Here is a 23,288-nt window from a genome sequence, read left to right on the forward strand (position 1 = left end):
AAATGACACTGTTTCTTTTTAGCTTGAATGTGGTCAACTCAAGAACTTTTATATATTTGTTGCGCCTTATAAATCAGTTTTTTATTGGGAATAAATGAACATTATTTATAAAATTATAACATATATAACAATGAATTTGAACACCAAATACGGGAAGAAAGAATTCCTGAAGCTATAAAAAATGTTTTTATTTTGAATGACCTGAACTAAGAGAATTACTTTATTTATTATCCATTCCATTGGAAGGAGTCTGAGAAGAATTGGATTTTAAGCAATATAAATTAATAGATTTTATCTTCAGAAGTTGTTCAGAATAAGCCGTTTTTATTTTGTGGATATTTAACTTAATTTATTAGAATGAGAACAATTTCTAAATTACTAGTTGCAAATAGAGGAGAGATTGCACTACGTATTTTTCGCGCTGCCGCGGAATTAAAAATTAAAACTGTAGCTATTTATACCTATGAAGATAGGTATTCCCTGCACCGCTACAAAGCCGATGAGGCGTATCAGATAGGCAAAGATACAGACCCCCTAAAGCCCTATCTTGATATTGATGAAATCATTAAAGTTGCCAAAGCTGAAGGAATCGATGCTATTCATCCTGGGTATGGTTTTTTATCAGAGAATGTACTATTTGCTACTAAATGTGCCGAGAATGGTATTTTATGGATTGGCCCCAATCCAGAAGTCATGGAACAATTAGGTGATAAAGTGGCTGCCAAAAAAATTGCACTTGCTGCCAATGTGCCTTTAATCGAAGACAGTAAAATAGACCTTTCTTCATTTTCTATTGCTCAGGAAGAAGCAAATCGCATTGGATATCCTTTAATGCTAAAGGCTGCTGCAGGCGGAGGAGGGCGCGGTATGCGAGTGGTTAGAAAGGCCAGCCAATTAGAAGCTTTGTTCAACGAAGCAAAAAGAGAAGCAAAAACAGCTTTTGGAGATGATACGTTATTCCTTGAAAAATTCATTGAAAATCCCAAACATATCGAAGTACAATTATTAGGTGATAATTATGGAAACATTGTCCATTTATTTGAACGTGATTGTAGTGTTCAGCGAAGATTTCAAAAAGTGGTTGAAATTGCTCCAGCCCCAAATTTAAAACAAGAAACAAAAGATAAGTTATATAAGTATGCACTTAGTATTGCAACTAAAGTAAATTACAATAATGCTGGAACGGTTGAATTTTTAGTCGATGCGGCAGAAAATATTTATTTTATAGAAGTAAATCCCCGCATTCAGGTAGAACATACCGTTACGGAGGAAGTAACAGGAATTGATATTGTTAGAAGTCAAATTCTTATTGCTTGTGGTCATAAACTCTCTAGTCCAGGGATTTACATTATGGGACAAGAAAGTTTAAAATGTAGTGGTTTTGCAATTCAATGCAGGATTACTACCGAAGATCCAGCAAATGATTTTACACCCGATTATGGGACAATTATAGCATATCGAAATGCTGGAGGTTATGGTATCAGAATAGATGAAGGAAGCTCATATTCGGGAGTTAAGATTTCGCCTTTTTTTGATTCTATGCTCGTAAAAATTACTGCCAGAGGAAGAACATTAGAAGGAACGAGCCAACGTCTTTTAAGAACGCTGAAAGAATTTACTATTGAAGGAGTAAAAACTAATATTCCATTTTTAGAAAATTTAATTGTACATCCCGATTTTCAGGCAGGAAATATCACGGTGAATTTTATAGGAGATAATCCGTCATTGATGAAAATCAAAAGAAAATCCGATAATGTGACCAAGAATTTGGCATTTATAGGGAATATAATTGTTAATGGTAATGCAGATGTTCCTTTTATCGTTCCTGATAAAAAATTTCTGACGCCAAAATTACCAATTCCAGCAAGTGCCTTTCATATTAATGGAACCAAACAACTACTAGATCAGTTAAAGCCAAAAGGATTTTCGAACTGGATCAAAGAGCAAAAACAAATTTTGTATACAGATTGTACTATGCGAGATGCACATCAGTCATTACTTGCTACCAGAGTGCGTACGATTGATATGATGCCTTTTGCAGAAACATTTACAAAAGACTTTCCGCAAATGTTTTCTATGGAAGTTTGGGGAGGAGCGACATTTGATGTTGCGATGCGATTTTTGAATGAATGTCCTTGGAGTCGTTTGGAACAAATGCGAAAAGCGATGCCCAATGTACTGTTGCAAATGTTGATTAGAGGTTCTAATGGAGTAGGTTATACCGCATATCCAGATAATTTGGTTGAAAAATTTATTGAAGTATCCGCTCAAAAAGGGATAGATGTTTTTAGGATTTTCGATTCATTAAACAGTATCGACAATATGAAAAACAGTATTAATGCCGTACTTACAAATACAGATTCCCTTGCCGAAGTATGTATGGGTTATTCAGGAGATATCTTAAATCCTGAGCGTCCAAAATTTAATCTTAACTATTATTTAGATCTCGCAAAGAGAATAGAAGATACAGGAGCTCATATTCTTTGTATAAAAGATATGGCAGGTTTATTGAAACCTTATGCTGCCGAAAAATTAATTACCGAGTTAAAAAAATCGATTGACATTCCAATACATTTGCACACGCATGATACAGCAGGAATCCAGTCTGCAACCTATCTTAAAGCAGTAGAGGCAGGGGTTGATATTATAGATGTTGCATTATCCTCTATGTCAGGACTTACCTCACAACCCAATTTTAATGTATTTGCAGAAGCCTTAAAAGGAACTCCTCGTGATTCGGGACTTGATGTCGAAAAACTAAATCAATACAGTAATTACTGGGAAGATATCAGGGAGTATTATTACCCTTTTGAGTCCGATTTAAAATCAAGTACGGCTGAAGTCTACAAGCATGAAATTCCTGGCGGACAATATTCTAATCTTAAACCTCAGGCTTATTCCTTGGGCTTAGAGACCAGAATGACAGCTATTAAACAAGCATATCAGGATGCCAATAGTTTGCTTGGAGATATTATTAAAGTAACACCATCCTCTAAAGTAGTGGGTGATCTGGCCATGTTTATGGTAAGTAGTAACCTGAGCAAGCAAGATGTTTTAGATCAAGGTACTACCTTGTCTTTTCCTAATTCTGTAAAAGGAATGCTTAAAGGAGAGTTAGGGCAACCAGACGGCGGATGGCCAATTGATTTTCAACAAATGGTTCTCAAAAAAGAAAAACCATTTTTAGATTTGCCCAATGCACATTTAACGCCTATAGATTTTGATAACGAATTTGAAGCTTTTCAGGAAAAATTTTCATCATCCTGTACATTAGCTGATTTTATATCTTACCAATTTTATCCAAAAGTTTTTGAAGATTATTTTAAAACTATCGAAAAATATGGAGATGTGAGTGTAATTCCTTCGACTACATTTTTCTACGGATTAAAACCTAATGAAGAAGTAATCGTTAATATCTCGGAAGGAAAATCTATTATTGTAAAATTCTTGTATAAGTCAGAACCTGATTTACAAGGTATCAGAACAGTCTATTTTAAGCTTAATGGCCAGACAAAAGCTATTGAAATAAAGGATAAGTCTATAAAGACAATGAATGTTCAGAACCGAAAGGCATTAACAGCTGCTGAAATTGGTGCTCCTTTACCAGGATTACTGAGTAAAATATGGATTAAAGAGGGAGAGGAAATTAAACAAGACCAACCTTTATTTACTATTGAAGCCATGAAAATGGAGAATACAGTATTAGGAAAGTCTGGAATAATCCATAAAATCCATCTCAATGAAAATAGTTTGGTAGAAAAAGGAGATTTACTTATTGAGTATCTTGTTGAATAACATACTTATGTCAACTTTCGGTTTCTTCTAAATAAAAAAGCTCTTTTGTAACAAAAGAGCTTTTTTTTATAATTGATTTTGACCAATTAACTTTTAAACAACCTAAATACTTATTATTCGATTCTGTTAGATGTGACAGAACTATGTTTTGTACGATTCCTTTTTTAACTTATCTTCGCTGTTTATACATTTGTGAGTACATTTAACTCATTTAAAAAATCTAATTTGTGAAAGAAAAACATGAAGACGTAAAAGAGAATCAGCTTAAACGTGGGCTGACTAACCGCCACATTCAGTTAATTGCCTTAGGCGGATCAATAGGAACAGGTCTTTTCCTTGGTATTGGTCCAGCAGCTGTATTAGCAGGGCCATCTGTTATTTTAGGATATGCTGTTGCCGGAATTATCGCTTTTTTTATTATGAGACAACTTGGCGAAATGGTTGTTGAAGAACCTGTTTCAGGAAGCTTTAGTCACTTTGCCTATAAGTATTGCGGTTCCTTTGCCGGTTTTGCATCAGGTTGGAACTATTGGATTTTATACATTTTAGTTAGTATGGCTGAACTTACAGCCATTGGTGTTTATGTACAGTTTTGGTGGCCTGAAATTCCGCTGTGGGCATCCAGTTTATTTTTCTTCCTGGTTATTAATGCTTTAAATTTTGCCTCTGTAAAAGTTTATGGAGAAACTGAATTTTGGTTTTCAATCATAAAAGTTGTCGCAATTATTGCAATGATCCTCTTTGGTACTTACTTGCTAATAAGTGGTACAGGAGGAGAACATGCTACAATTCATAATTTGTATAACGATGGAGGCTTCTTTCCAAAAGGGGTTTTTGAAAAAACGGGAGATGGTAATTTTCAGGGTTTATTATCAGCAATGGCTCTAATTATGTTCTCCTTTGGTGGTTTAGAACTAATTGGGATTACCGCTGCTGAGGCAGAAAATCCAGAAAAAAATATTCCAAAAGCAACAAATCAGGTTATCTACAGAATCCTTATATTTTATGTTGGTGCATTAGTAATTTTATTTGCTTTGTCACCTTGGCAACAAATTACTACAGATAGTAGTCCATTTGTAATGGTTTTTCAAAATTTAAACGGAATGGAGTTTGAGTTGTTTGGCAACAAAATATTTTTTACAAGCCTTATTGCTAATGTGCTTAATTTAATTGTATTAACTGCCGCTTTATCAGTATATAATAGTAGCGTATATAGTAACTCACGTATGTTATATGGTTTAGCAGATCAAGGCAATGCTCCTAAGTTTTTAATGAAGCTAAACAAACAATCGGTACCAATTAATGCTATTTTAATTTCTTCCTGCTTTGCAGCGATTTGTATTTTAATAAATAAGCTAATTCCAAAAGAGGCTTTTAGTATTTTAATGTCTTTAGTGGTGTCTTGTTTAATTATTAACTGGGTTATGATTTCTTATACGCATCTAAGATTTAGACGCTCAAAAGACAAGGAAGGTACAAAAACTAAGTTTGCTTCATTATTTTATCCAGTAAGTAATTACATCTGCTTTGTGTTTTTATTGGGTATTTTATCAATCATGTGGATTACTAATATGAAGTTATCCGTAGAGTTAATTCCTATTTGGTTAGGTATTCTTTTTGTATGTTATAAAGTTTTTAAAACAAAAAAATAAGTAGTTTTTACTACATCATTCTAGCTATCTGTGTACATCTGCTAAAATCTTTTAAAATCTGCGTGAAACAAAACTAATATCTTCTAAGTATGCAGATATTAGATTATTAAACTAGCAACTTTAATTAAAGGATTTAACACCTAGTCGACAAAGATTGGATTCGTGTTGCGGAGTTATTTACGAAGTAATTGGACCCAACGGGTTAAAAAAAAACAGATACAATTAAGATTTATAGTATAGTAAAAGAAAAAAAAACCTTGCTTAATTTTATTTAAGCAAGGTTTTTTTATTTATTATGGGCTTATTTTTTAGATTCTTCCACAGATACTTTTCTAAACTCTTTTAATAATTTTTCAATTTCTAAAGTTGATTTACGAGCTCTTGGTCCTGCTGCTTTCACACCTTTCTCGATTAATGATTCTGATTCAGTTTTGAATGTTTCGAATTCTGCATTGATTTTTGATACTAGATCTTTCATGATGTTATTTTTAATTTAAGAATCCAAAAATATTCTTTTTGCTCTTAATACATAAATTAGATGCAATTAATTTTACTCAATGCTTTTAATCTTTAAATCAATTACTTTAATTTCACCGTCGGTTAAGAATCCTAGTTTCCCTTGTTGGCTTAAATTGCTTTTTTCTATAGAACACTCTAATGTTTTTTCATTATTAACAGAGAAGTATAATTGATTGTTCGTTACCCTAATTTTTACCGAATACCATTTGTCATTTTCTAATTTCATTGGCTTATTAAACAAAGTTGGGCCGCCGCGTTTTTCGTATTCGTCACTTCCTTCTTTATAAACGCCTTTCCCTATTACAATATTCTGATCAATATTATACAAATACGTTCTTATATATTGTTCTTTATCAATGTTTAGCATTATTTCAAATAGAGATCCTTTGGTCATGTTTACTCTAAATTCGATTTCATAATTTTTTGAGAGTTTCTTTTTAGATTCTATAACTCCCCAATGCATTGGTCCTCCAGTACCTATCAAGGTATCTTTTTTTAGTAACCATTCTTTTGAGTTAAAATTCCAATTTGATTTCAGTTTAGAAGCTTGAACAATTTTATATTCTTTTTTTGCAGTTGAAATTGTGCTAGAACACGAAATCATAACGAGAGATAGTATCAATAAACCGAAATATTTATTCTTCATTTTTGTTTTTAGTAAATTTATAATTATTTTTTTTAAGTCTTTTAGAAAACATAATTTTTAAAGGTAATTACATAATTTTGTAATGCACGAAGCAACGAGCTTCTTAAATTATACTATGAGCAATACATTTTCTGACAGTAACCAAATTGGGATGGTACCAACTTTCTCTGAGCTTATACAGACCAGTTTCAAGGGAGAAATGAATGCGCTATGTTGGTTCAGAAATTTGGATGGAGATTTTAACGAGATTGTAACTCAACTAGGTTTAAAAGAAAATATAACCGAAGTTTATCCTGAAGATTTACTCGCACTCCAACTATCAGAAAAGGGGAGTATAGCAAGGGAAATAATCTTACAAGATTTACAATTATTAACTGATTTTGGTGCTTCGCCAGCTCTTAATTTACTGAAGTGTTATGAACGTGATGACGAATTTGATTTCATATCTACAGATGTGTATTCTTTTCATGTTGATCGTTCGCCCATTGCAACAGATACTTTTTTATGTACCTATCATGGAGCGGCAAGTGATATTGTTTCTAATTCGCAAGCAGCCCAAAAAGTTCTAATTCCGGAAATACGAGCCAAGCTAAAAGAGCTGCATGACGGACCAGAGGAAGAATTCGAAGACTTCTTGAAAGAAAATTATTTTGATTTGCATTATCAGATACACGACGATGCAGAACCTATTAATTTAGGTATAGGACATCTTTGGCGATTGGCTGTAGATCATCCAAAACAACAAGTACTGCCTTGTATTCATAGAGCACCAATAGAAAATGAAGGGGAGTATAGGTTGTTGTTGATTTGTTAGGGAAATTGTTGAGACAATGTAGTTGAGAAAAGCTTATTTAAATCCTTGAAAACCGAATAGATTTATGGCAATAAGTAAAGTAGCTAATCACGAAACCCCTTAATAATAGTGTTTAATTTTCTTTATTTTCCTGATCTCTATGGAATTTAATAGAGTCTGTCTTTATAGTTTTTAAAACAGAATCTATTTTTTTTCTCCGAGAATCTACATACTCCTTTTCGGAAATAAGATTAATGCTATCCATTTCTCTTTTTATTTTAAAATACTTCGTAGAGATAGCTCTATTAGTGTAATTCCAAACCATATTCATGTCGTTCAGAAATTTATTTCGAACATAAATAATTCCGTTTTCTTCTATATAATCTACTCTGGTATCACCCAAAACCCATCTTATGTTCTTATAGTAACTTGGAGAAATCTCATTTGGTTTGGCAAATTTGTAAAGATCATTGTCAAAATATATTAATTGTGGGGTGTGGTTTTCTTCTGCCAAAATTACGGGACGAAGTTCAACATACCTGTTTTGCCAATAATAATAAGAGGCATATAAAAGAACTATAACTATTATTGATATGTATATTTTCTTTTTCATTATTCTATTTTAATGAATAAATCCCTTAATAATACTATCTAATTTTTCTTTGCTTTCGTAATCTCCATTAATACTATCCATCTTTCTTTGCGATTTAAACCATTCGAGATTGTTAGTTTTAGTAGTATGGTTCCAAATCATTTCGTAATCATTCATGTATTTATATCTGATATAAATCACTCCATTTTTTACAATATATTCTTGATGTTCTCTTTCCAAAACCCACTTTATGTTTTTATAAAAATTTGGCGGAATTTCATTTGTTTTTGCGATTTTAAATAATTGATTATGAAATGTTTCTGAAAATAATACCGGTTCACGCAAATCCTCATTTACAAGTACAGGACGAAGTTCTACATATCTATTTTGCCAATAATAATAAAATGATAATAAAATAATTAGAATTGCTAAACCTATGTATATTTTTTTTTTCATTTTTTCTATTTCAATTTTATACTTAATCCTCCAAAAAATCCAGATTGGAAAGTTTTATTAAAACTTTGTTGCCATTGACTTCTCATTTCATACGGTCTTGCTCCGCAATGTTTTTCTACTAACAAAGCATCTGAGTCGTTAACATATCCAAAACCATTGATATAAGCATTTGCTCCTTTGTGCCAGTCGTACCTATCCCACCAATAATGAATTATTGTTCCTGATAATACAAAATTATTATTTACTCGGGTAATTTTAAAATCAGCCTTTGAGGTTATTGTACTTGTACCACAAACATAATATAATTCACGAAAAACACCGCCAACAAGTTGACGTTGCAATTCATTCTTATATTCTGAAAAATCTCCATTTTTAATTAATTTTTCATTAAAACGTTCAAGTCCAAGTCTTTCCTCGAATCGTTCAAGATTTACATTTTCTGCGGCAATAACCTCACTTTGCTTTCTCAACCAGTTAAAGTCTATGGTTTTTGTAAATCCTGTACCGTCTAACCACCATTGTAAACAATCTGCTGCCATATTGAAATTTCTTTCTCTGGCTTTTTTAATCATTTCAAGGTAATTCTTTTTTAACATTAAAGCTTTGTCTTTTTCGCTCAGCTGAAGATAGAAGTTTCTAGCTTTTGGACTTCCTTGTTCATTCCAAAAAGGATCTCCAAATAATTTTTTGTACTCTGAAGGATCTAAATTAGTTTTTGATTTAAAAATATCTTCATTCATATTTTATAATTATTTAATTATCTCTCAAATTTGAGATATCCAAATAACTACCATGCCTGAAATAAGATTTAAGAATGTTACTAAAAGTCTAAATATTGTTTTTTGTGTAAATCCGATCGCTCGGATATGCGCAACGAGAGCACGGAAAATCTTTCTGTGTCTATAAAGTAATTAGTTTCGTCAAAATTAGATTTAAGGGTATTAAATTATTGACTTCAAAATGGAATAAATTTTGTTTTTTTACATATAAATTCTCCCCTAAACAAAGAACTATGATAAGAAATTTTTTAATAGCCATTAGCTTTTTATTGTTATTGAGCTGTCAAAATACCACAGTTCCGGCAATGGCAGAGCCGGCTTCTGAAAATATCGAAAAGACTGTACCACAACAAACAATAAAATTAGAAAAGCATCACGATAGTAAGCCAGAAGATAATGAAGTTTATAATGCTTCTGCGGTAGAAACTCTGCCAAAATTCCCGGGAGGTATTGAAAAGTTTTATGCTTTTTTAAAGAAAAATTATGTTATACCACAAGAATTAATGGATGATGAAGCTTCCAGAGGCGGTGTTTTTGCAACTATAAAAATTGAAAAAGACGGCAGTTTGTCTGAAATAAAAATTCTTCGTGATTTTGGTTACGGATCGGGAAAAGAATTAGAAAGGGTTTTAAGATTATCCCCAAACTGGATTCCGGCAATCAAAGAAGGAAATCCAGTACGATGTTTATATAATATTCCGTATTATGTTCAATAATTAATAATAACTGTTGTTTATAATATTGTTTTTGAATTATTGAAACCACTGCTGCAAAGTCTCCCGACTTCTTGCCGTTCCGATATTCTATAATATGATGCTATTACTTTTTGAGACTTCTCTATGCGGGTGCGAAGTCAGGAGATCTTCGCACAGCTTTTCATAAGAACTCTTTGGGGAGCGGGTTTTATTTAGTTCTATAATATATCTATACGAGAGAGGGAGAACAGGGTCTGATAGTGTTTTGATTGCACTTTATCTTGTTTAATAGTGGCTGTTGTTTTTTTTTAAGAGCTAAGTTTTAAGCATAGTGCGATAGAAGTTTTGTTTGAGATTATACAATTTAGGATAATATAGTATTATTTGATGATAATATTGTATTTCTAAAATCGTATGAATTATTGTTTTTTTTGCTTAAAAATTAATTATGAATAATCATATATTTAAAAAGACTTCAAATACTATTTTGATTGCTAATGGCTATCATGCTTTAACATTATGAATGTAATAGAAGAAATAAGTAAATATAAACACTTGAGTTTTTTTATCAAACCAAACAGTGCAAATAAATATAAACCGAAAGATCATGGGAAAAGATGATTTTAATATCGAAGTTTCCCAATTTATTAATTTAAAATCCGCATAAAATGCATTCTAAACTTTTTAAAACCTGTTTCGTTGTGATGATATTTTTTACAGGCAAGGCTACTAGTCAGGAAACCATTACGGTATCTACTGAAAACACAGTTCTAGTACTGCAAACAGATAAAGACAGCTCTTTATTGGCTACCTACCTTGGGAAAAAACTAAAAAATACAGATGAATATGCGGTCATCAATTCGCTGGATAAGTTTAAGGTGGGTAATGATGATTTGTTTAACAAGCGGGAAGCCTACGTAGCATCCGGCTCGCTTAACCTGATGGAACCTGCCCTGTCTGTAACCCACAGCGATGGAAATAAATCCGCCGTGTTGAAGTATGTGAATCACGAAGTAAAAAAAATTGATGATAACCAGACGTTGACTACTATTGTGTTGAACGATGCGAGGTACAAATTCCAGGTTACATTATTTTACAAGGCCTATTATAAAGAAGATGTAATTGAACAATGGTCGGAAATAGAGCATAAGGAAAAGGGTAATGTTGTGCTGAATAAATATGCTTCTGCGAACCTTACACTCCAGGGTAAAAAGTTTTTCCTTAAAAATCATTACAGTGGCTGGGGGCGTGAGATGCTGTCGGAAGAACAACAGTTATTGCATGGCATCCGCACACTTGATTCAAAGCTGGGTACACGCAGCAACCTGTTGCATTCATCCTCCTTCATGATATCGATTAACAAGCCCGCAGGCGAAACAGAAGGTGAAGTAATTGCCGGTTCATTGGAATGGTCTGGTAACTTTAAAATTGATTTTGAAACCTTTGATGAATACTACTTGCGGGTAACAGCGGGTATCAATAATTTTTCATCGAATTACACATTAAAACCATCTGAGAAGTTCACTACACCACGTTTTGTTTACACTTATTCTGATGAAGGTAAGGGCAGGGCAAGCCGTAACTTGCAACGCTGGGCAAGAAACTATCAATTGGCGCAAGGCAGCGGCCAACGCCAAACCATATTAAACAATTGGGAAACCACTTATTTCGATTTCAATGACGAAAAACTGAGCGAGCTCACTAAAGACACAAAGAAACTAGGAGTGGATGTTTTTCTGTTAGACGACGGGTGGTTTGGTAATAAATATCCCCGTAACGGAGCCTCAGCAGGGTTGGGTGACTGGCAGTATAATAAACAAAAACTCAAGAATGGTATCAGCTCTATAGGTAAGGAAGCTACTGCCCATGGCGTAAAGTTTGGCATATGGATAGAACCCGAAATGGTGAATCCTAAAAGCGAATTGTATGAAAAAAATCCTGACTGGATCATCAGGCAACCAGGTATAAAAGAATTTTATATGCGCAATCAACTTGTGCTTGATCTTACTAATCCTGCGGTTCAGGATTTTGTGTACAACACTGTGGAGCAATTGTTTAAAGATGTACCTGAATTGGCGTTCATCAAATGGGATTGTAATTCGCTTATTTATAATGCTCACTCACCATTCTTAAAAAACCAGGATCACTTTTATATTGAATATGTTCGTGGTTTAAACAAAGTATTGGAAAGAGTAAGAGCCAAACATCCAAAAACACCCATGATGCTTTGTGCAGGCGGTGGCTCAAGAGTTGATTATGCTGCCCTGCAGTACTTCACGGAGTTTTGGCCGAGCGATAATACTAATCCGTTTGACAGAATATTTATGCAATGGGAATATTCGTATTATTTTCCTTCTATTGCAGTGGACAATCATGTAACGGATATGGGCAAACAATCCATCAAGTTTAAAACAGATGTTGCCATGATGGGCAAACTGGGTTTCGATATTCGGGTAAATGAATTAGATGCTAAGGATTTACTGTATGCACAAAATGCAGTGAAGCTGTATAATGGAATTAAAGATATCATCTGGCATGGCGATCAATATAGGTTACAAAACCCGGATGATGAAAAAGTGGCATCGATGGCATACGTAAAGGAGACTCAAGAAGAGGTAATTGTGTTCAACTATTATGTAGCCACTACATTCAATACCACCATTGGGTTGCCTATTAAAATGCAGGGACTGGACCCTAAAAAACAATATAGAATTGAAGAAGTAAATCTTTATCCCGAAACACAGTCACCCATTGATAGCTCCAAGATTTATTCGGGAGATTTTCTGATGAAGGTTGGTTTTAATCCTGAAGTCAATGCTAGAAGAACCAGTGTAATCTTGCAGGTGAAGGCTGTGAATTAAGTTAATTTTTATTTGTTTAGTCAAAAAAATAAGCTGCTGTGTGAAGTCAGGAGACCTTCGCACAGCTTTTCATAAGAACTCTTCGGGGAGCGGGGGATTGAAGCAAAAATGTATTTTATCCAATATTTAATAGATTTGAATCTAATCTGACATGCCACGATCGCCTCTACATTTAAACTGTTTTATTATTTAAGTTTTAATTAATTCTAAAAATGTATCATTTTTTTACTTTTTTAAGAGATAATTTTAACTTAGCAGGTGATTCAAGAGAATATGATAGAGTAGGGCCTTGTTATCAAAATTAATTTAAAAAAATGTCTAGGATTTTTAGCTAACATTAATCTTAACGCATTTTATAAAAGGAAATATAATAACATTTAAATAAAAATAAAACTAATATACATGGAACCAATTACTTCATTTACGATTGCAGGTTACGTCAGTTTAAAATTTCTTGATCAATTCACAAAAGAAGAAGGTTACGGTAGAATTAAAAGCTTGTTTTTTCCAAAAAAAAAATATAAAAATCAATTAATAGAAATTATTCTTGAAACGATAACGGAATTCCACCAACAGTATCCAGAAAGAGCAGCCCACTCTAAATTCTATTTTTTTCAATCTCAGGTAATATTTGAGGAATTGAATAAACATGTTTTATTTGCAAAGCAGACCATTAATTATGATAATTTACTTCATAGATTTCAAGAAAATACTAACATTATAGTTCCTACCAATGAAGAATTGGAATTTTTCTACGGGAGATTTACTTCCAAAATAAAAGAAGACCAAAAACTAAAGTCTTTGTTTATTGATGAAAACTATAAAACCAAAATATTTGAAACTGTTGAAAAATTAAATGATATTGAAGTTAAAGTTGATGATATTTACGAAAAGGTTACAGCTATAAATTCTTCATTGAATTTTGCTCCCGATGAAGTGTGGTTTAAAAATCAATGTGAAAAATCAATCCTTGTTCTAGGAAAGCGATATACTCCCGAGCTTAATTTCGTTCTTGAAGTGTCAAAAATTTTTGATGCTCTTGGTCGTACTTCTGATTTTAAAAAATCTATAATTGCTAACGTTGATGAGTTGTTGATTAAAGGAAGAAAAGTATTAGAAAAGAAAGAGGAAGTAAAAGAAAATATTGAATTATTAGAGCAGAAGCTTGATGAAATTTATCAGTTCTACTCTGCAATAGATTTTGAAAATAATGAAGAAATAAGATTTAGCAATTTTATAACTATTTTGGATTCAATTGAAGAAATTGCTCATAAATTAAAAGAGTATTATAGTCAGGAAGAACATAAATTACAAAAGGAAAAAAATGAATTTTCGTATTTTCATAAATATGGAACGGAACTTAGAAATCTTAGAGATTTTGAAAGCAGTATTTATAAATTTAGACATTTCATTGAAGATGATTTATGTGAAACAGCTAATAATCCTTATTTAATTTTAGAAGGCGAGGCAGGGATTGGAAAATCTCATATGCTAGGAGATATAGTGACTAAAAGAGTTAAAAATAATTATGAAAGTATTTTCCTTCTAGGGCAACAGTTTACCACAGAGGACAATCCATGGACTCAAATATTTAACTGGTTGCAGATAAAAAACACAACCTCGGAAGAGTTTTTAAATATCGTTAATGACAGAGCAAAAAAAACAAAAAAGAGAATTATAATTTTTATTGATGCTGTTAATGAAGGAAGGGGTAAGTACATTTGGCCGGAGAACATAAGGAGTTTTATTTCTGAAGTAAAAAAACATGAATACTTAGGTTTGGTTCTAAGCGTTCGCTCTTCCTATAAGGATTTAATATTTCCTAAAGATGATATTACAGAATTATGTCTTATTGAAAATAAGCTAAATGGATTTAGAAATAATGAGTACGATGCTTGTAAATTATTTTTTTCCAATTATGGAATCCAACTGCCTAATATACCTCTTTTACACCCAGAGTTTCACAACCCGTTATTTCTAAAACTTTTTTGTGAGGGTATATCTAAATCAGGTCAAAATAAAATACCTGACGGAGTTCAAGGAATTAGCTCAGTAATTAATTTTTTCATAAAGAATGTGAATGTAGTATTGGCAAGTTTTAAAAGATTTGAATATTCCACTAGTATTAATTTAGTTGATAGATGCGTAGAAGTTATTATACGTTACAAGTTAGATAACGATCTAAGATATGTCAGTTATGAAAAAGCGATAGAAATAATTGAAGAAATTGTTTCAAAATTTGTTACTAAAAAAGGAACTTTTCTGGATGAACTTATTTCGGAAGGAGTTTTTGCCAAAAATCTATTTTGGATTGACAAAGATAATTTTGAAGAAGGAATTTATTTGGCTTATGAAAGGTTTGAAGATCATCTCACGTGTAAATATTTACTGAATACAGATTTAGATTTGGGTACTGAATTTAAAGAAGGAGGAAGCTTTTTTAAATACATAGAAGACGAAAATGCTTTATATTTTAATAAGGGGCTAATTGATGCTTTTTCTATTCAGATTCCTGAAAAGATCAACAAAGAATTTTATGAATTAATCCCTAATTTAAAAGATAGCTATACTATAGCTGAATCATTTGTTGAGAGTCTTCTATGGCGAAAATATGAAACTATAAATGAGAGTTCAAAAGAGTATGTTAATAAGGTTGTGTTTTCCTATGATGAAACTTATAATTTGTTTTGGGAAACAATTATATCGTTAACTTCTGTGCCAGAACATTTTTATAACGCATACTCGCTACATAGTCATTTATCAAGTCACAGTATGGCAGATAGGGATGAAACATGGACGTATCTTTTAAAAGATAAATTCGATGATGATTCTTCTTTTAAAAGACTTATTGATTGGGGATGTAACCAAGAGAATAAACTTCACATCTCAGATGAATCAGTAAAATTAACAAGTATTACATTAGCGTGGTTTCATACTTCCACAAACAGAGAGCTAAGGGACAGCTCTACAAAAGCACTTGTAAACTTATTACAGAATAGAATTGATGTCTTGATTGAGGTTTTAACAAGTTTTGAAAAATGTAATGATCCATCAGTTTATGAAAGACTTTTCGCTGTCGCTTATGGATGTAGTCTGCGAACCAAACAGATAGAAAAACTTGCAGATTTAAGTGAATATATTTATAAAACAATATTCAAAGAAAAAGAGGAAATTTATCCTCACATTTTGCTACGTGATTATGCGAGAGGAGTTATTGAATATGCCTATTACTTAAAGCAGAAACTAACTTTCGATATGATAGATGTAAGACCGCCTTATAAAAGTTATTTCACAGAAACAGTACTGTCAAATGAGGAAATAGATGAATTGTATAAATTTGATTATAATGATCCAGGTTTCAAAAAAATATATTCGTCACAGAATAAGATTTTAAGTTCCATGACAACTGAATATGGAAGAGGTATTGCGGCATATGGTGATTTTGGACGGTATACTTTTCAAAGTGCATTGGGGACTTGGGATGTAAACCCAAATGAATTAAGTAATATTGCAGTTGACTGGATTTTTAAAAAGTATGGGTATGATGTCGAAAAACACGGAAAGTATGACAACAGTTTAGGATACAATGGAAGAAAAGCAGCAACAGTTGAAAGGATTGGCAAAAAGTACCAATGGCTGGCATTGTACGAAATTACGGCGAGAGTATCTGATAACTTTAAAAAATATGAAAGATGGGCAAATGATGGAAAGGAAGAACCGTATCAAGGCCCCTGGAATCCTTATATAAGAGATATTGATCCTACAATTTTAATAAAAAATACTGCAACTTACCAAGAAGATGATAAAAAAGATTATTGGTGGAATAGTAAAGATAGGTTTAATTGGGATTGTTCTTTGGAAGACTGGGTCAAGAAAGCTGACAATCTTCCAGTCATTGAAAATCTGATTAATATAAATGATAATGATGGTAGTGAGTGGCTTGTTTTAGAAGGACATGCTGGGTGGGCAGAAGTAAAAAAAATAGGCGAAGAAAAATGGGATAATCAACATAAGAGAATGTGGTGTCAAGTTAGAAGCTATATTGTAGAAGAAAAGGATTTTGATAATTTTACTAGTTGGTCATTAAATCAGGATTTTATGGGTAAATGGATGCCTGAAAATAGAGAAAAATACGAAGTTTTTAGCCGAGAATATTATTGGTCACAAGCTTATAAAGATATCTGTTATGGATTGGATTATGAGGATCAGAAATGGGACGTAGAAGACAGAAAAACAGGCAGATTTATTTCCTCAGTGCTCATACCAGTAGAGACGTATATGTGGGAAGAAGAATTTGATAAATCTAAAGATGAAACTATTAGTTTTATGAAACCAAGTTTAGGTATTTTTAATGGATTGAAACTACAATATTCCGATAAAGAAGGAGAATATCTCAATTTGAATGGTGATTTAACTTGTTTTGATACAAGCGTTAATAATAACTCGAATCCTTATTTTTTAATTAGAAAAGAGCTGTTTTTACAGTATTTGAAGGAGAATAATTTAAAGATTGTATGGACTATTCTTGGTGAAAAACAAGTGTCAGGCGGAGCTACATTTGGAAAAGAATACCTTGGAACGTTAGGATTTAGCGGTACCTATTACATAAAGGAAAATTCGATAACAGGAGTTTTAAATACAAGGCAGAGGTAACTTAATTAATGTAATATTTTTTGTAGTTAAATTAAATAAATACTGTCAAAACAAAATAAAAAAGAGACTCTAAAGTCTCTTTTTTAAATTAATATATCTTCTATAAATGATTATATATCGAATAATTTTTCAAGCCTAACGATCATTTCGTCTTTCTGTTCCAACATAGGCTGTACAAAGCAATTTTTTCTTCATTAAGTTGGATCAAAATTTCGATCGGATTAACATTAAATGTTACACTACGACCTGTATTTAAGAAAGATCTGTTATCAAACTCCTGTCATTTCCCAGATTATAAGCCACTGCTTCTTGTTTTATGTGAAGCATTTCTCTGAAGCGTTTTACGTTTCTTCCCTGATGTATTTTCTGTTCTATAATGAATATTAATTTTTCTGAAGCTTCAAATTCCAAACCATTTTCTGCAGGATTTGAAGAAATACACTGCATCCTTAACACTTAAAAAAGAGATTCTTAATATAGAATTCATTTTAAAAGTTCAATATTACCATTAATGTATAATATGTATATTTTCTTATTAAAATTTGTATTTTATGAGAAAAAAGTTTTAATTTTAAAGGAAATAAGGAATAAGATTAACCCAAATCTTACAATATTAACTTAAAACCTAAAAATTATGCAAGAAGCAAAATTAAAAACTGTAAAAAAAACCAGGCACGGTTATGCATTCAACACGCGCGGAAGACTCGCTTATGATCTGGGATGGTTACTCGATTGGAACATAAATCAATTTGAGGGAGGTAAATTTTTTACGACAATAGTAAGTTCCGGTTTAGATAAATATCCACAAGATGAACAAGGTGGTCCTCACACCAGACCTGTACCTCCGGATAATTATATAAATAGTGGAGGCTGGACAAACGAATCTGGATCTGATTGGGACATCGTAAATTGTACCGACCGTGAGTTGCAAGCAAAAAAAGGGCAAGTATGGCCAAAAACAAAAGTTAATTCGGGTCAAAATTTTAGAATGAGATGGAGTTATAATGCTCCTCATGCCACCAGAGGATATAATCACTGGATTACTAAAGATGGCTGGAATCCTGATGAAAGAATAACTAGAGATCAGCTTGAGCCTGTACCGTTTAATATGCATCATTATGCAACTCCACTTCCATATGGAGCAGCACCAACCGAAACCAGTGTAGTACTTCCTCAAAAAAAAGGGCATCATGTAATGATAGTAGCATGGATTGTCTCTGACACTGCTCATGCATTTTATCAAACATTTGATCTTGATTTTGATGATTCCGAAAATCCAGAACCTGCACCTATAGTAAATATTACACCTAATGAAGTAGAGGTAGAAAAAGGAAACACAGCCTTTTTTAGTTGTTCTGCAGAGGGAGAAGCTCCATTTACTTATTTATGGAACTTGCCTTCAGGATTAGGTTCTAGTGGCAATAGTCTTGATAAAGAGAATGTAACCTATACTACAGATAATGTGGTAGGTAATAAAAGATTTGATATTACGTGTAAGGTGACTGATAAAAATGGTAAAACTACCGAAGCTTATGCTGATTTAATAGTAAAAGATAGTTCAGTTCCGTCATTACCAACATTAGAGATTATGCCTGCTTTGCTGACTGTAAAAAAAGGTGTCGATGCTAAATTTAATGCAATGGTTTCAGACGGGGAGGGGCCATTTACTTATAAATGGAATTTACCTGATCCCTTGACATCTCCAGATATTGATCACAATATGTTTCATATCACTTATGTAACAGCTAATGTGGAAAATCATAGAGTATTTGATATTACATGTACAGTTACAGACAGTAAAAATCAGACAGCCACTGCTGTTGCAAAATTGACTGTATTACAAGATGACCCAGAACCGGGGAAATGTGTTGATGATACTGCAGGTGATTATCCGGTTTGGAACTCTACTATAGCTTATCCTGGAGAAAGAACCCATAAGGTAAGTTATAAAGGCTTAGTATGGGAAAACAAACATTATATTAATCCCGGAGAACTACAACCAGATATAAATGATGGCTGGAAGTTGATTAGTAATATAGCGACGATCTGGAATAATATAAGAAGTTATGAAACCAACAGTTATGTTAATCATAATCATTCTCAATGGAAAGCCAGTTATCAAGCTGAGCCAGGTAACGAACCTGGTAGTTCTACAGGCTCTATGTGGCAAAATCTTGGTTCAGAAGCATGTGAACCAAAATCATAAGACTACCTAAATTAATGATATTGCAATAAAGCCGACTCTTAAACAGAGTCGGCTTTTTTTGAAATTTTAATTAATCCCGTATTGAATATTATAAAACTAATTTTCCCGCAGCCTTTTTCCAATTAAGCCACGACACTATTAATTCTTTTTGAAGTTGATTATAGGCTAGTTCCAGATTTTGCAATTGAATCTCTTTATCATTTAGTTCATTAAACGATATTTGGTCAAACTTATATCGCTCCTGATAAACCAGTACCATTTCGGAAGTGAGTTTACTATTTTCACGTACCGTTTTTAACTGTTGCAAGACGTTATTATACGTAGCACTAGCATTCAGGGCATTGTATTTGTTTTTATTAACATCCTCAACAATTCGATTATTATTTTGCTCTTGCTGGAATTTTAATTGATCTATTCTTTTTGCCGTATTCTCTCCAAAAAAAATAGGTAACTTTAATGAGATACCAATATAACTATTCCCATACCAACTGTCTTGCTGAAAAGGGTTCATGTTTTCTGTGAACTGATCTGTTCCTAAATAACCATTGGCACTAATCATGGGACTATGTTTGGCTCTTTCGAGTTTCTTTTTATTCTCTAGTACTTCATTTTGTGTTTTCAAAATTTCGATCTGAGGCAAAGCCAGAATTAGATTTTCATCAAGATCAGTAATGTTTTCATTCATATTATACTTCTCTAATATCATTGAAGAAGCTAGGGAAGATTCATTTCCTGTAACATACAAAATATACTGTTTTAGAACCAATGCGTTATTTGTTGCATTAAGATATTTTTGTACAGCATTATTATGCGTTATTTTGGCGTCATTTACATCAACTTTTAAAACTCTTTTATTATTATATTTTTGGGTTATAGTTTTCAGGCTTAATGCTGTACGAGTGGTATCACCAATAGCTTCTTTTACTTGTTCCTCTGTTACCAATATATTAAAATACACTTTTGAAACTTCATAAGTAAGTTCCAATCTTGCTTCTTTTTCACTTAAATTGGCTAGTTTCTCGTGTAACTTAGACTCTGCAATTAATTTTGAAATGGAGATATCCAGTAAAGGTTGTTGCAGCAAAATACCTGCATTTTGAGAATAATTAGCGCCTAATTTTATCGGAATCATATCACTTGAAGAAGCCCCAGAGTTAAATGCGCTTGCAGGTAAAACATTTGTAGCAATAATTGGATTATACTGATAATTGTAATTCAGCGATACTCGGGGTAAATATTTTGCATTTAACTCTTTTGTCTTTAATTGATTGATTTTATATTCAGTTTCCAACGAAGCCAATAATTTTCGATTCTTTTGTGCTTCTTCAATTGCTTTATTTAATGACCATACTACACTTTGCGCATTCATTTTTGAAATGCCTATGAGTATAAGACATCCTATAAAGAAGATATTAATTGAATTGTTTTTTGTCATAATAACTTTTTTAGCCTCTAAATACTGAAGCAGGTTCTACATTTTTTATTCTTCTAATAGCAAACACAGCCCCAAATAGCGAAATAGAAAAAGTGACCATTAGGATGGAGAAGAGTATTATTGGGCTAAAATCGATTACTATTCCCGATTGATACATGCCTTTTTTAAAACCCATTAAGAAAACCAGAGCAATTAGAAAGCCAACAACAGCAAACAAAGTAGCTTGAGTAAGTATTAACTTTCGGATGTACGAATCGGTAGCGCCAATTGCTTTTAAAGTTCCATAATCTTTAATCCTGTCAAGTGCCGACGAATACATTGTGAGACCAATAATAAAAAAACCGGCAATGATAGCAAATCCCACCAAAGATCCTGTGCTGGCACCTAAGCCAGTAGAAGCCAAAACACTTTTTATAGTAGAGGAACTCAGGGATGATGTACGCCAAGCTCTTACTCCATAAATAGAATTATTGATTTGATTTACAACATGATTCACATCTTCGCCTTCTTTTACATTGACCATTAAGGCACTTATATTAGTGGAAGAAATATTACCATAATATCTTGCCCTATCTATTGAGGTGTACATTAAATAACCACCCCAACCTCGTATTCCTTTAGTTTGTAACATAATAACGGCTCTTTTTCCGTTAATTTCAAAATAGGTTCCAACATTTGATGAACCTCCAAAATTGCTCCGATCAAAGTAATCTGCAGAGACACCCGCTTCTTGTAATAAATCTGGAAGTTTTCCTTCTATTATTTTAGTGCTGTCAGGACCTGCTTTAAAATAAGGGTATTCGCTGCCTATAATGTTTACGACAGCACTGGTTCCTCCAGAAAATTTAGCTTTCCCATTTGTCATAACAATAGGAAATGCTTCTTTAACACCTGGCAGGCTCTTAATCTCTTTTTCTTTTCTCGAGTCAATCAGGCTAAGTTGGTTGGCATCTGTCGTCTTATTATCAACAACCCAAATGTCTGATGTTGTATTTTTTACCAACACACTCATTAGTCCTGTCAAAAAATTAAATGTGCCGATTTGCTGACCAATAAGAAAGGTACTTATTACTATTCCGACAACTACTCCTATACTTTTTGTTTTATCAAAGTGGATAAACTTCCAAGCTATTTTAATAATAGAATTCATCTTTAGAGGCTATTTGTTTATAATGGAACATTGTATTTACATATCCAGATTGGTATTTGCAACCAATTTGAAGGTATATCTAATTCCATTCTTGTTTGTTTATCTTACTTATTTGATGTTTGAATAACACATTCAATTCGGGAATTAATTAAATACTTTGTTTGGTTTGCCAATAGAATTTTTATTTCCCGAACTCTTCTGTCTTCCTGATCGCCAGCCTTTTCAGAAAAAAGCGATTTGCGCTTAAGTGCCGAAGAAGTAAAAACTACAACACCAGAACCGATAGTTTTATTGGAACCAATTTGGCGGATAATAGCCTTTTGCCCTTTTTTAATTTTGTCTGCAAACAGCTCATCAATTTCGCAAGTAGCAACCAATTTGCTTTTTGGAATAAAATCTGCAAATGATTGATTTGGTGATAGTGCAGCACCTTTAGTAGCATTCATTGTCAAAATTTGTCCATCGCTTAGTGCTTTTACCAAATACTGTTGCAATTCCTTATTTGAAACTTTCAACTCTTGTTTAATTTCCTGAAGTTGTGAATTTGCTATCAAAACCCGCGCTTGTAATTGTTCTACATTCGTTTGAAAAATTTTGGTTTCTGTTTCCAGATTATCAAAATTTTGTTTTGTTTCGGCTCCTTCTTTAAGTAAGTTTCTCAATCGCTCCAACTCAATTTGTTTATTGGATAAATTTATTTTCTGTTCTCTTAAGTTTAGTTGTGCAACATTAATTTCGATTCTTTGTGTTTCAATTCTACTCTTAATTTGGTCTTTTTTGGCATCCTGAACAGCATGATCCAATTCAATAATTAGATCCCCTTTAATAACCACATCATTTTCTTTCTTATGGATAGCTACAACAATGCCTCCCACTTCTGTCGCTAATGAGGATAGTTTCTCGTCAGGTTCTATGCGACCAAGCCCTACAATACCCGATAGAGGAACTTCCTTGTGATCTGATACCTGATTTGATATCTTTTCTTCTTTCTTACTACAACTGCAAAAAAACAGAGCTATTAGATAAATTAAAATATATTTCATTCTTTATAATATT

16 protein-coding genes are annotated in these 23,288 nt (G+C 32.7%); 7 read left to right on the forward strand and 9 right to left on the reverse strand.

Annotated features, from left to right (window positions below; all coding sequences use genetic code 11):
* Window positions 1–357: 357 nt before the first annotated feature.
* On the forward strand, window positions 358–3,795 hold the full coding sequence (locus tag B8T70_RS12445) for a pyruvate carboxylase (protein ID WP_086895052.1): 3,438 nt from the start codon (window positions 358–360) through the stop codon (window positions 3,793–3,795).
* Window positions 3,796–4,022: 227 nt separating this feature from the next.
* Window positions 4,023–5,447, forward strand: coding sequence for an amino acid permease (locus B8T70_RS12450; protein ID WP_039116215.1), 1,425 nt, complete (start codon window positions 4,023–4,025; stop codon window positions 5,445–5,447).
* Window positions 5,448–5,748: 301 nt separating this feature from the next.
* Here the strand turns inward: B8T70_RS12450 and B8T70_RS12455 are convergent, their stop codons facing one another.
* Both B8T70_RS12455 and B8T70_RS12460 read right to left on the reverse strand, forming a co-directional pair.
* Window positions 5,749–5,925, reverse strand: a complete 177-nt coding sequence (locus B8T70_RS12455; protein WP_035621526.1) for a histone H1 — start codon at window positions 5,923–5,925, stop codon at window positions 5,749–5,751.
* A gap of 72 nt (window positions 5,926–5,997) precedes the next feature.
* On the reverse strand, window positions 5,998–6,612 hold the full coding sequence (locus tag B8T70_RS12460; RefSeq protein ID WP_086895053.1) for a hypothetical protein: 615 nt from the start codon (window positions 6,610–6,612) through the stop codon (window positions 5,998–6,000).
* Between the two features lie 115 nt (window positions 6,613–6,727).
* On the opposite strand from B8T70_RS12460, the gene B8T70_RS12465 reads away from it, so the two are divergent.
* Window positions 6,728–7,426 carry a DUF1826 domain-containing protein gene (locus tag B8T70_RS12465; protein ID WP_086895054.1) on the forward strand — a complete coding sequence of 233 codons (699 nt, stop codon included), beginning with the start codon at window positions 6,728–6,730 and terminating at the stop codon, window positions 7,424–7,426.
* 112 nt (window positions 7,427–7,538) lie between these two features.
* On the opposite strand, the gene B8T70_RS12470 is transcribed toward B8T70_RS12465, so the two are convergent.
* From B8T70_RS12470 to B8T70_RS12480, 3 genes are read right to left on the reverse strand one after another with little or no spacing between them, the layout of a single operon-like run.
* Window positions 7,539–8,018 (reverse strand): hypothetical protein, encoded by a 480-nt coding sequence (locus tag B8T70_RS12470; RefSeq protein ID WP_086895055.1) that lies wholly within the window; start codon window positions 8,016–8,018, stop codon window positions 7,539–7,541.
* Window positions 8,019–8,027: 9 nt separating this feature from the next.
* On the reverse strand, window positions 8,028–8,453 hold the full coding sequence (locus B8T70_RS12475; protein ID WP_086895056.1) for a hypothetical protein: 426 nt from the start codon (window positions 8,451–8,453) through the stop codon (window positions 8,028–8,030).
* Window positions 8,454–8,458: 5 nt separating this feature from the next.
* Entirely contained in the window at window positions 8,459–9,193 is a 735-nt protein-coding gene (locus B8T70_RS12480; RefSeq protein WP_086895057.1) for a hypothetical protein, read from the reverse strand.
* Window positions 9,194–9,465: 272 nt separating this feature from the next.
* Here B8T70_RS12480 and B8T70_RS12485 point away from each other — a divergent pair, with 272 nt between their 5' ends.
* The 3 genes from B8T70_RS12485 to avs2 all read left to right on the forward strand — a co-directional run bounded on the left by B8T70_RS12485 (window position 9,466) and on the right by avs2 (window position 17,441).
* On the forward strand, window positions 9,466–9,948 hold the full coding sequence (locus B8T70_RS12485) for an energy transducer TonB (RefSeq protein WP_086895058.1): 483 nt from the start codon (window positions 9,466–9,468) through the stop codon (window positions 9,946–9,948).
* 647 nt (window positions 9,949–10,595) lie between these two features.
* Window positions 10,596–12,788: an alpha-galactosidase gene (locus B8T70_RS12490; RefSeq protein ID WP_086895059.1), complete on the forward strand. Its 2,193-nt coding sequence runs from the start codon at window positions 10,596–10,598 to the stop codon at window positions 12,786–12,788.
* A 402-nt stretch (window positions 12,789–13,190) separates the two neighbouring features.
* The gene (gene avs2, locus B8T70_RS12495) at window positions 13,191–17,441 is read left to right on the forward strand and encodes an AVAST type 2 anti-phage system protein Avs2 (protein WP_165763210.1); all 4,251 of its coding nucleotides are present in this window, start codon (window positions 13,191–13,193) and stop codon (window positions 17,439–17,441) included.
* 252 nt (window positions 17,442–17,693) lie between these two features.
* Here avs2 and B8T70_RS24235 read toward each other — a convergent pair whose 3' ends face one another.
* A complete protein-coding gene (locus tag B8T70_RS24235) occupies window positions 17,694–17,888 on the reverse strand; it encodes a hypothetical protein (protein ID WP_242667469.1) in 195 nt (64 codons plus the stop codon).
* A 187-nt stretch (window positions 17,889–18,075) separates the two neighbouring features.
* Here B8T70_RS24235 and B8T70_RS23810 point away from each other — a divergent pair, with 187 nt between their 5' ends.
* The gene (locus B8T70_RS23810; protein ID WP_086895060.1) at window positions 18,076–19,647 is read left to right on the forward strand and encodes a lytic polysaccharide monooxygenase auxiliary activity family 9 protein; all 1,572 of its coding nucleotides are present in this window, start codon (window positions 18,076–18,078) and stop codon (window positions 19,645–19,647) included.
* A gap of 88 nt (window positions 19,648–19,735) precedes the next feature.
* Here the strand turns inward: B8T70_RS23810 and B8T70_RS12510 are convergent, their stop codons facing one another.
* The 3 genes from B8T70_RS12510 to B8T70_RS12520 form a co-directional block, all read right to left on the reverse strand.
* Window positions 19,736–21,082, reverse strand: coding sequence for a TolC family protein (locus tag B8T70_RS12510; protein ID WP_086895061.1), 1,347 nt, complete (start codon window positions 21,080–21,082; stop codon window positions 19,736–19,738).
* Window positions 21,083–21,092: 10 nt separating this feature from the next.
* Complete coding sequence (locus B8T70_RS12515) at window positions 21,093–22,232, reverse strand: FtsX-like permease family protein (protein WP_086895062.1); 1,140 nt, start codon at window positions 22,230–22,232, stop codon at window positions 21,093–21,095.
* Window positions 22,233–22,336: 104 nt separating this feature from the next.
* Window positions 22,337–23,275, reverse strand: coding sequence for an HlyD family secretion protein (locus B8T70_RS12520; RefSeq protein WP_086895063.1), 939 nt, complete (start codon window positions 23,273–23,275; stop codon window positions 22,337–22,339).
* Window positions 23,276–23,288 lie beyond the last annotated feature (13 nt).

Origin of the sequence: Flavobacterium sp. AJR, from assembly GCF_002156885.1 — a bacterium.
Taxonomy (GTDB): domain Bacteria; phylum Bacteroidota; class Bacteroidia; order Flavobacteriales; family Flavobacteriaceae; genus Flavobacterium.

Excerpts from the sequence above, each read along its gene's own strand:
- B8T70_RS12490 (WP_086895059.1), top strand. The coding sequence starts at position 10,596 with ATGCATTCTAAACTTTTTAAAACCTGTTTCGTTGTGATGATATTTTTT.
- B8T70_RS12455 (WP_035621526.1), bottom strand. The coding sequence starts at position 5,925 with ATGAAAGATCTAGTATCAAAAATCAATGCAGAATTCGAAACATTCAAA.
- B8T70_RS12475 (WP_086895056.1), bottom strand. The coding sequence starts at position 8,453 with ATGAAAAAAAAAATATACATAGGTTTAGCAATTCTAATTATTTTATTA.
- B8T70_RS12480 (WP_086895057.1), bottom strand. The coding sequence starts at position 9,193 with ATGAATGAAGATATTTTTAAATCAAAAACTAATTTAGATCCTTCAGAG.
- B8T70_RS12520 (WP_086895063.1), bottom strand. The coding sequence starts at position 23,275 with ATGAAATATATTTTAATTTATCTAATAGCTCTGTTTTTTTGCAGTTGT.
- B8T70_RS23810 (WP_086895060.1), top strand. The coding sequence starts at position 18,076 with ATGCAAGAAGCAAAATTAAAAACTGTAAAAAAAACCAGGCACGGTTAT.
- B8T70_RS12445 (WP_086895052.1), top strand. The coding sequence starts at position 358 with ATGAGAACAATTTCTAAATTACTAGTTGCAAATAGAGGAGAGATTGCA.
- B8T70_RS24235 (WP_242667469.1), bottom strand. The coding sequence starts at position 17,888 with ATGCAGTGTATTTCTTCAAATCCTGCAGAAAATGGTTTGGAATTTGAA.
- B8T70_RS12460 (WP_086895053.1), bottom strand. The coding sequence starts at position 6,612 with ATGAAGAATAAATATTTCGGTTTATTGATACTATCTCTCGTTATGATT.
- avs2 (WP_165763210.1), top strand. The coding sequence starts at position 13,191 with ATGGAACCAATTACTTCATTTACGATTGCAGGTTACGTCAGTTTAAAA.
- B8T70_RS12485 (WP_086895058.1), top strand. The coding sequence starts at position 9,466 with ATGATAAGAAATTTTTTAATAGCCATTAGCTTTTTATTGTTATTGAGC.
- B8T70_RS12515 (WP_086895062.1), bottom strand. The coding sequence starts at position 22,232 with ATGAATTCTATTATTAAAATAGCTTGGAAGTTTATCCACTTTGATAAA.
- B8T70_RS12510 (WP_086895061.1), bottom strand. The coding sequence starts at position 21,082 with ATGACAAAAAACAATTCAATTAATATCTTCTTTATAGGATGTCTTATA.
- B8T70_RS12465 (WP_086895054.1), top strand. The coding sequence starts at position 6,728 with ATGAGCAATACATTTTCTGACAGTAACCAAATTGGGATGGTACCAACT.
- B8T70_RS12470 (WP_086895055.1), bottom strand. The coding sequence starts at position 8,018 with ATGAAAAAGAAAATATACATATCAATAATAGTTATAGTTCTTTTATAT.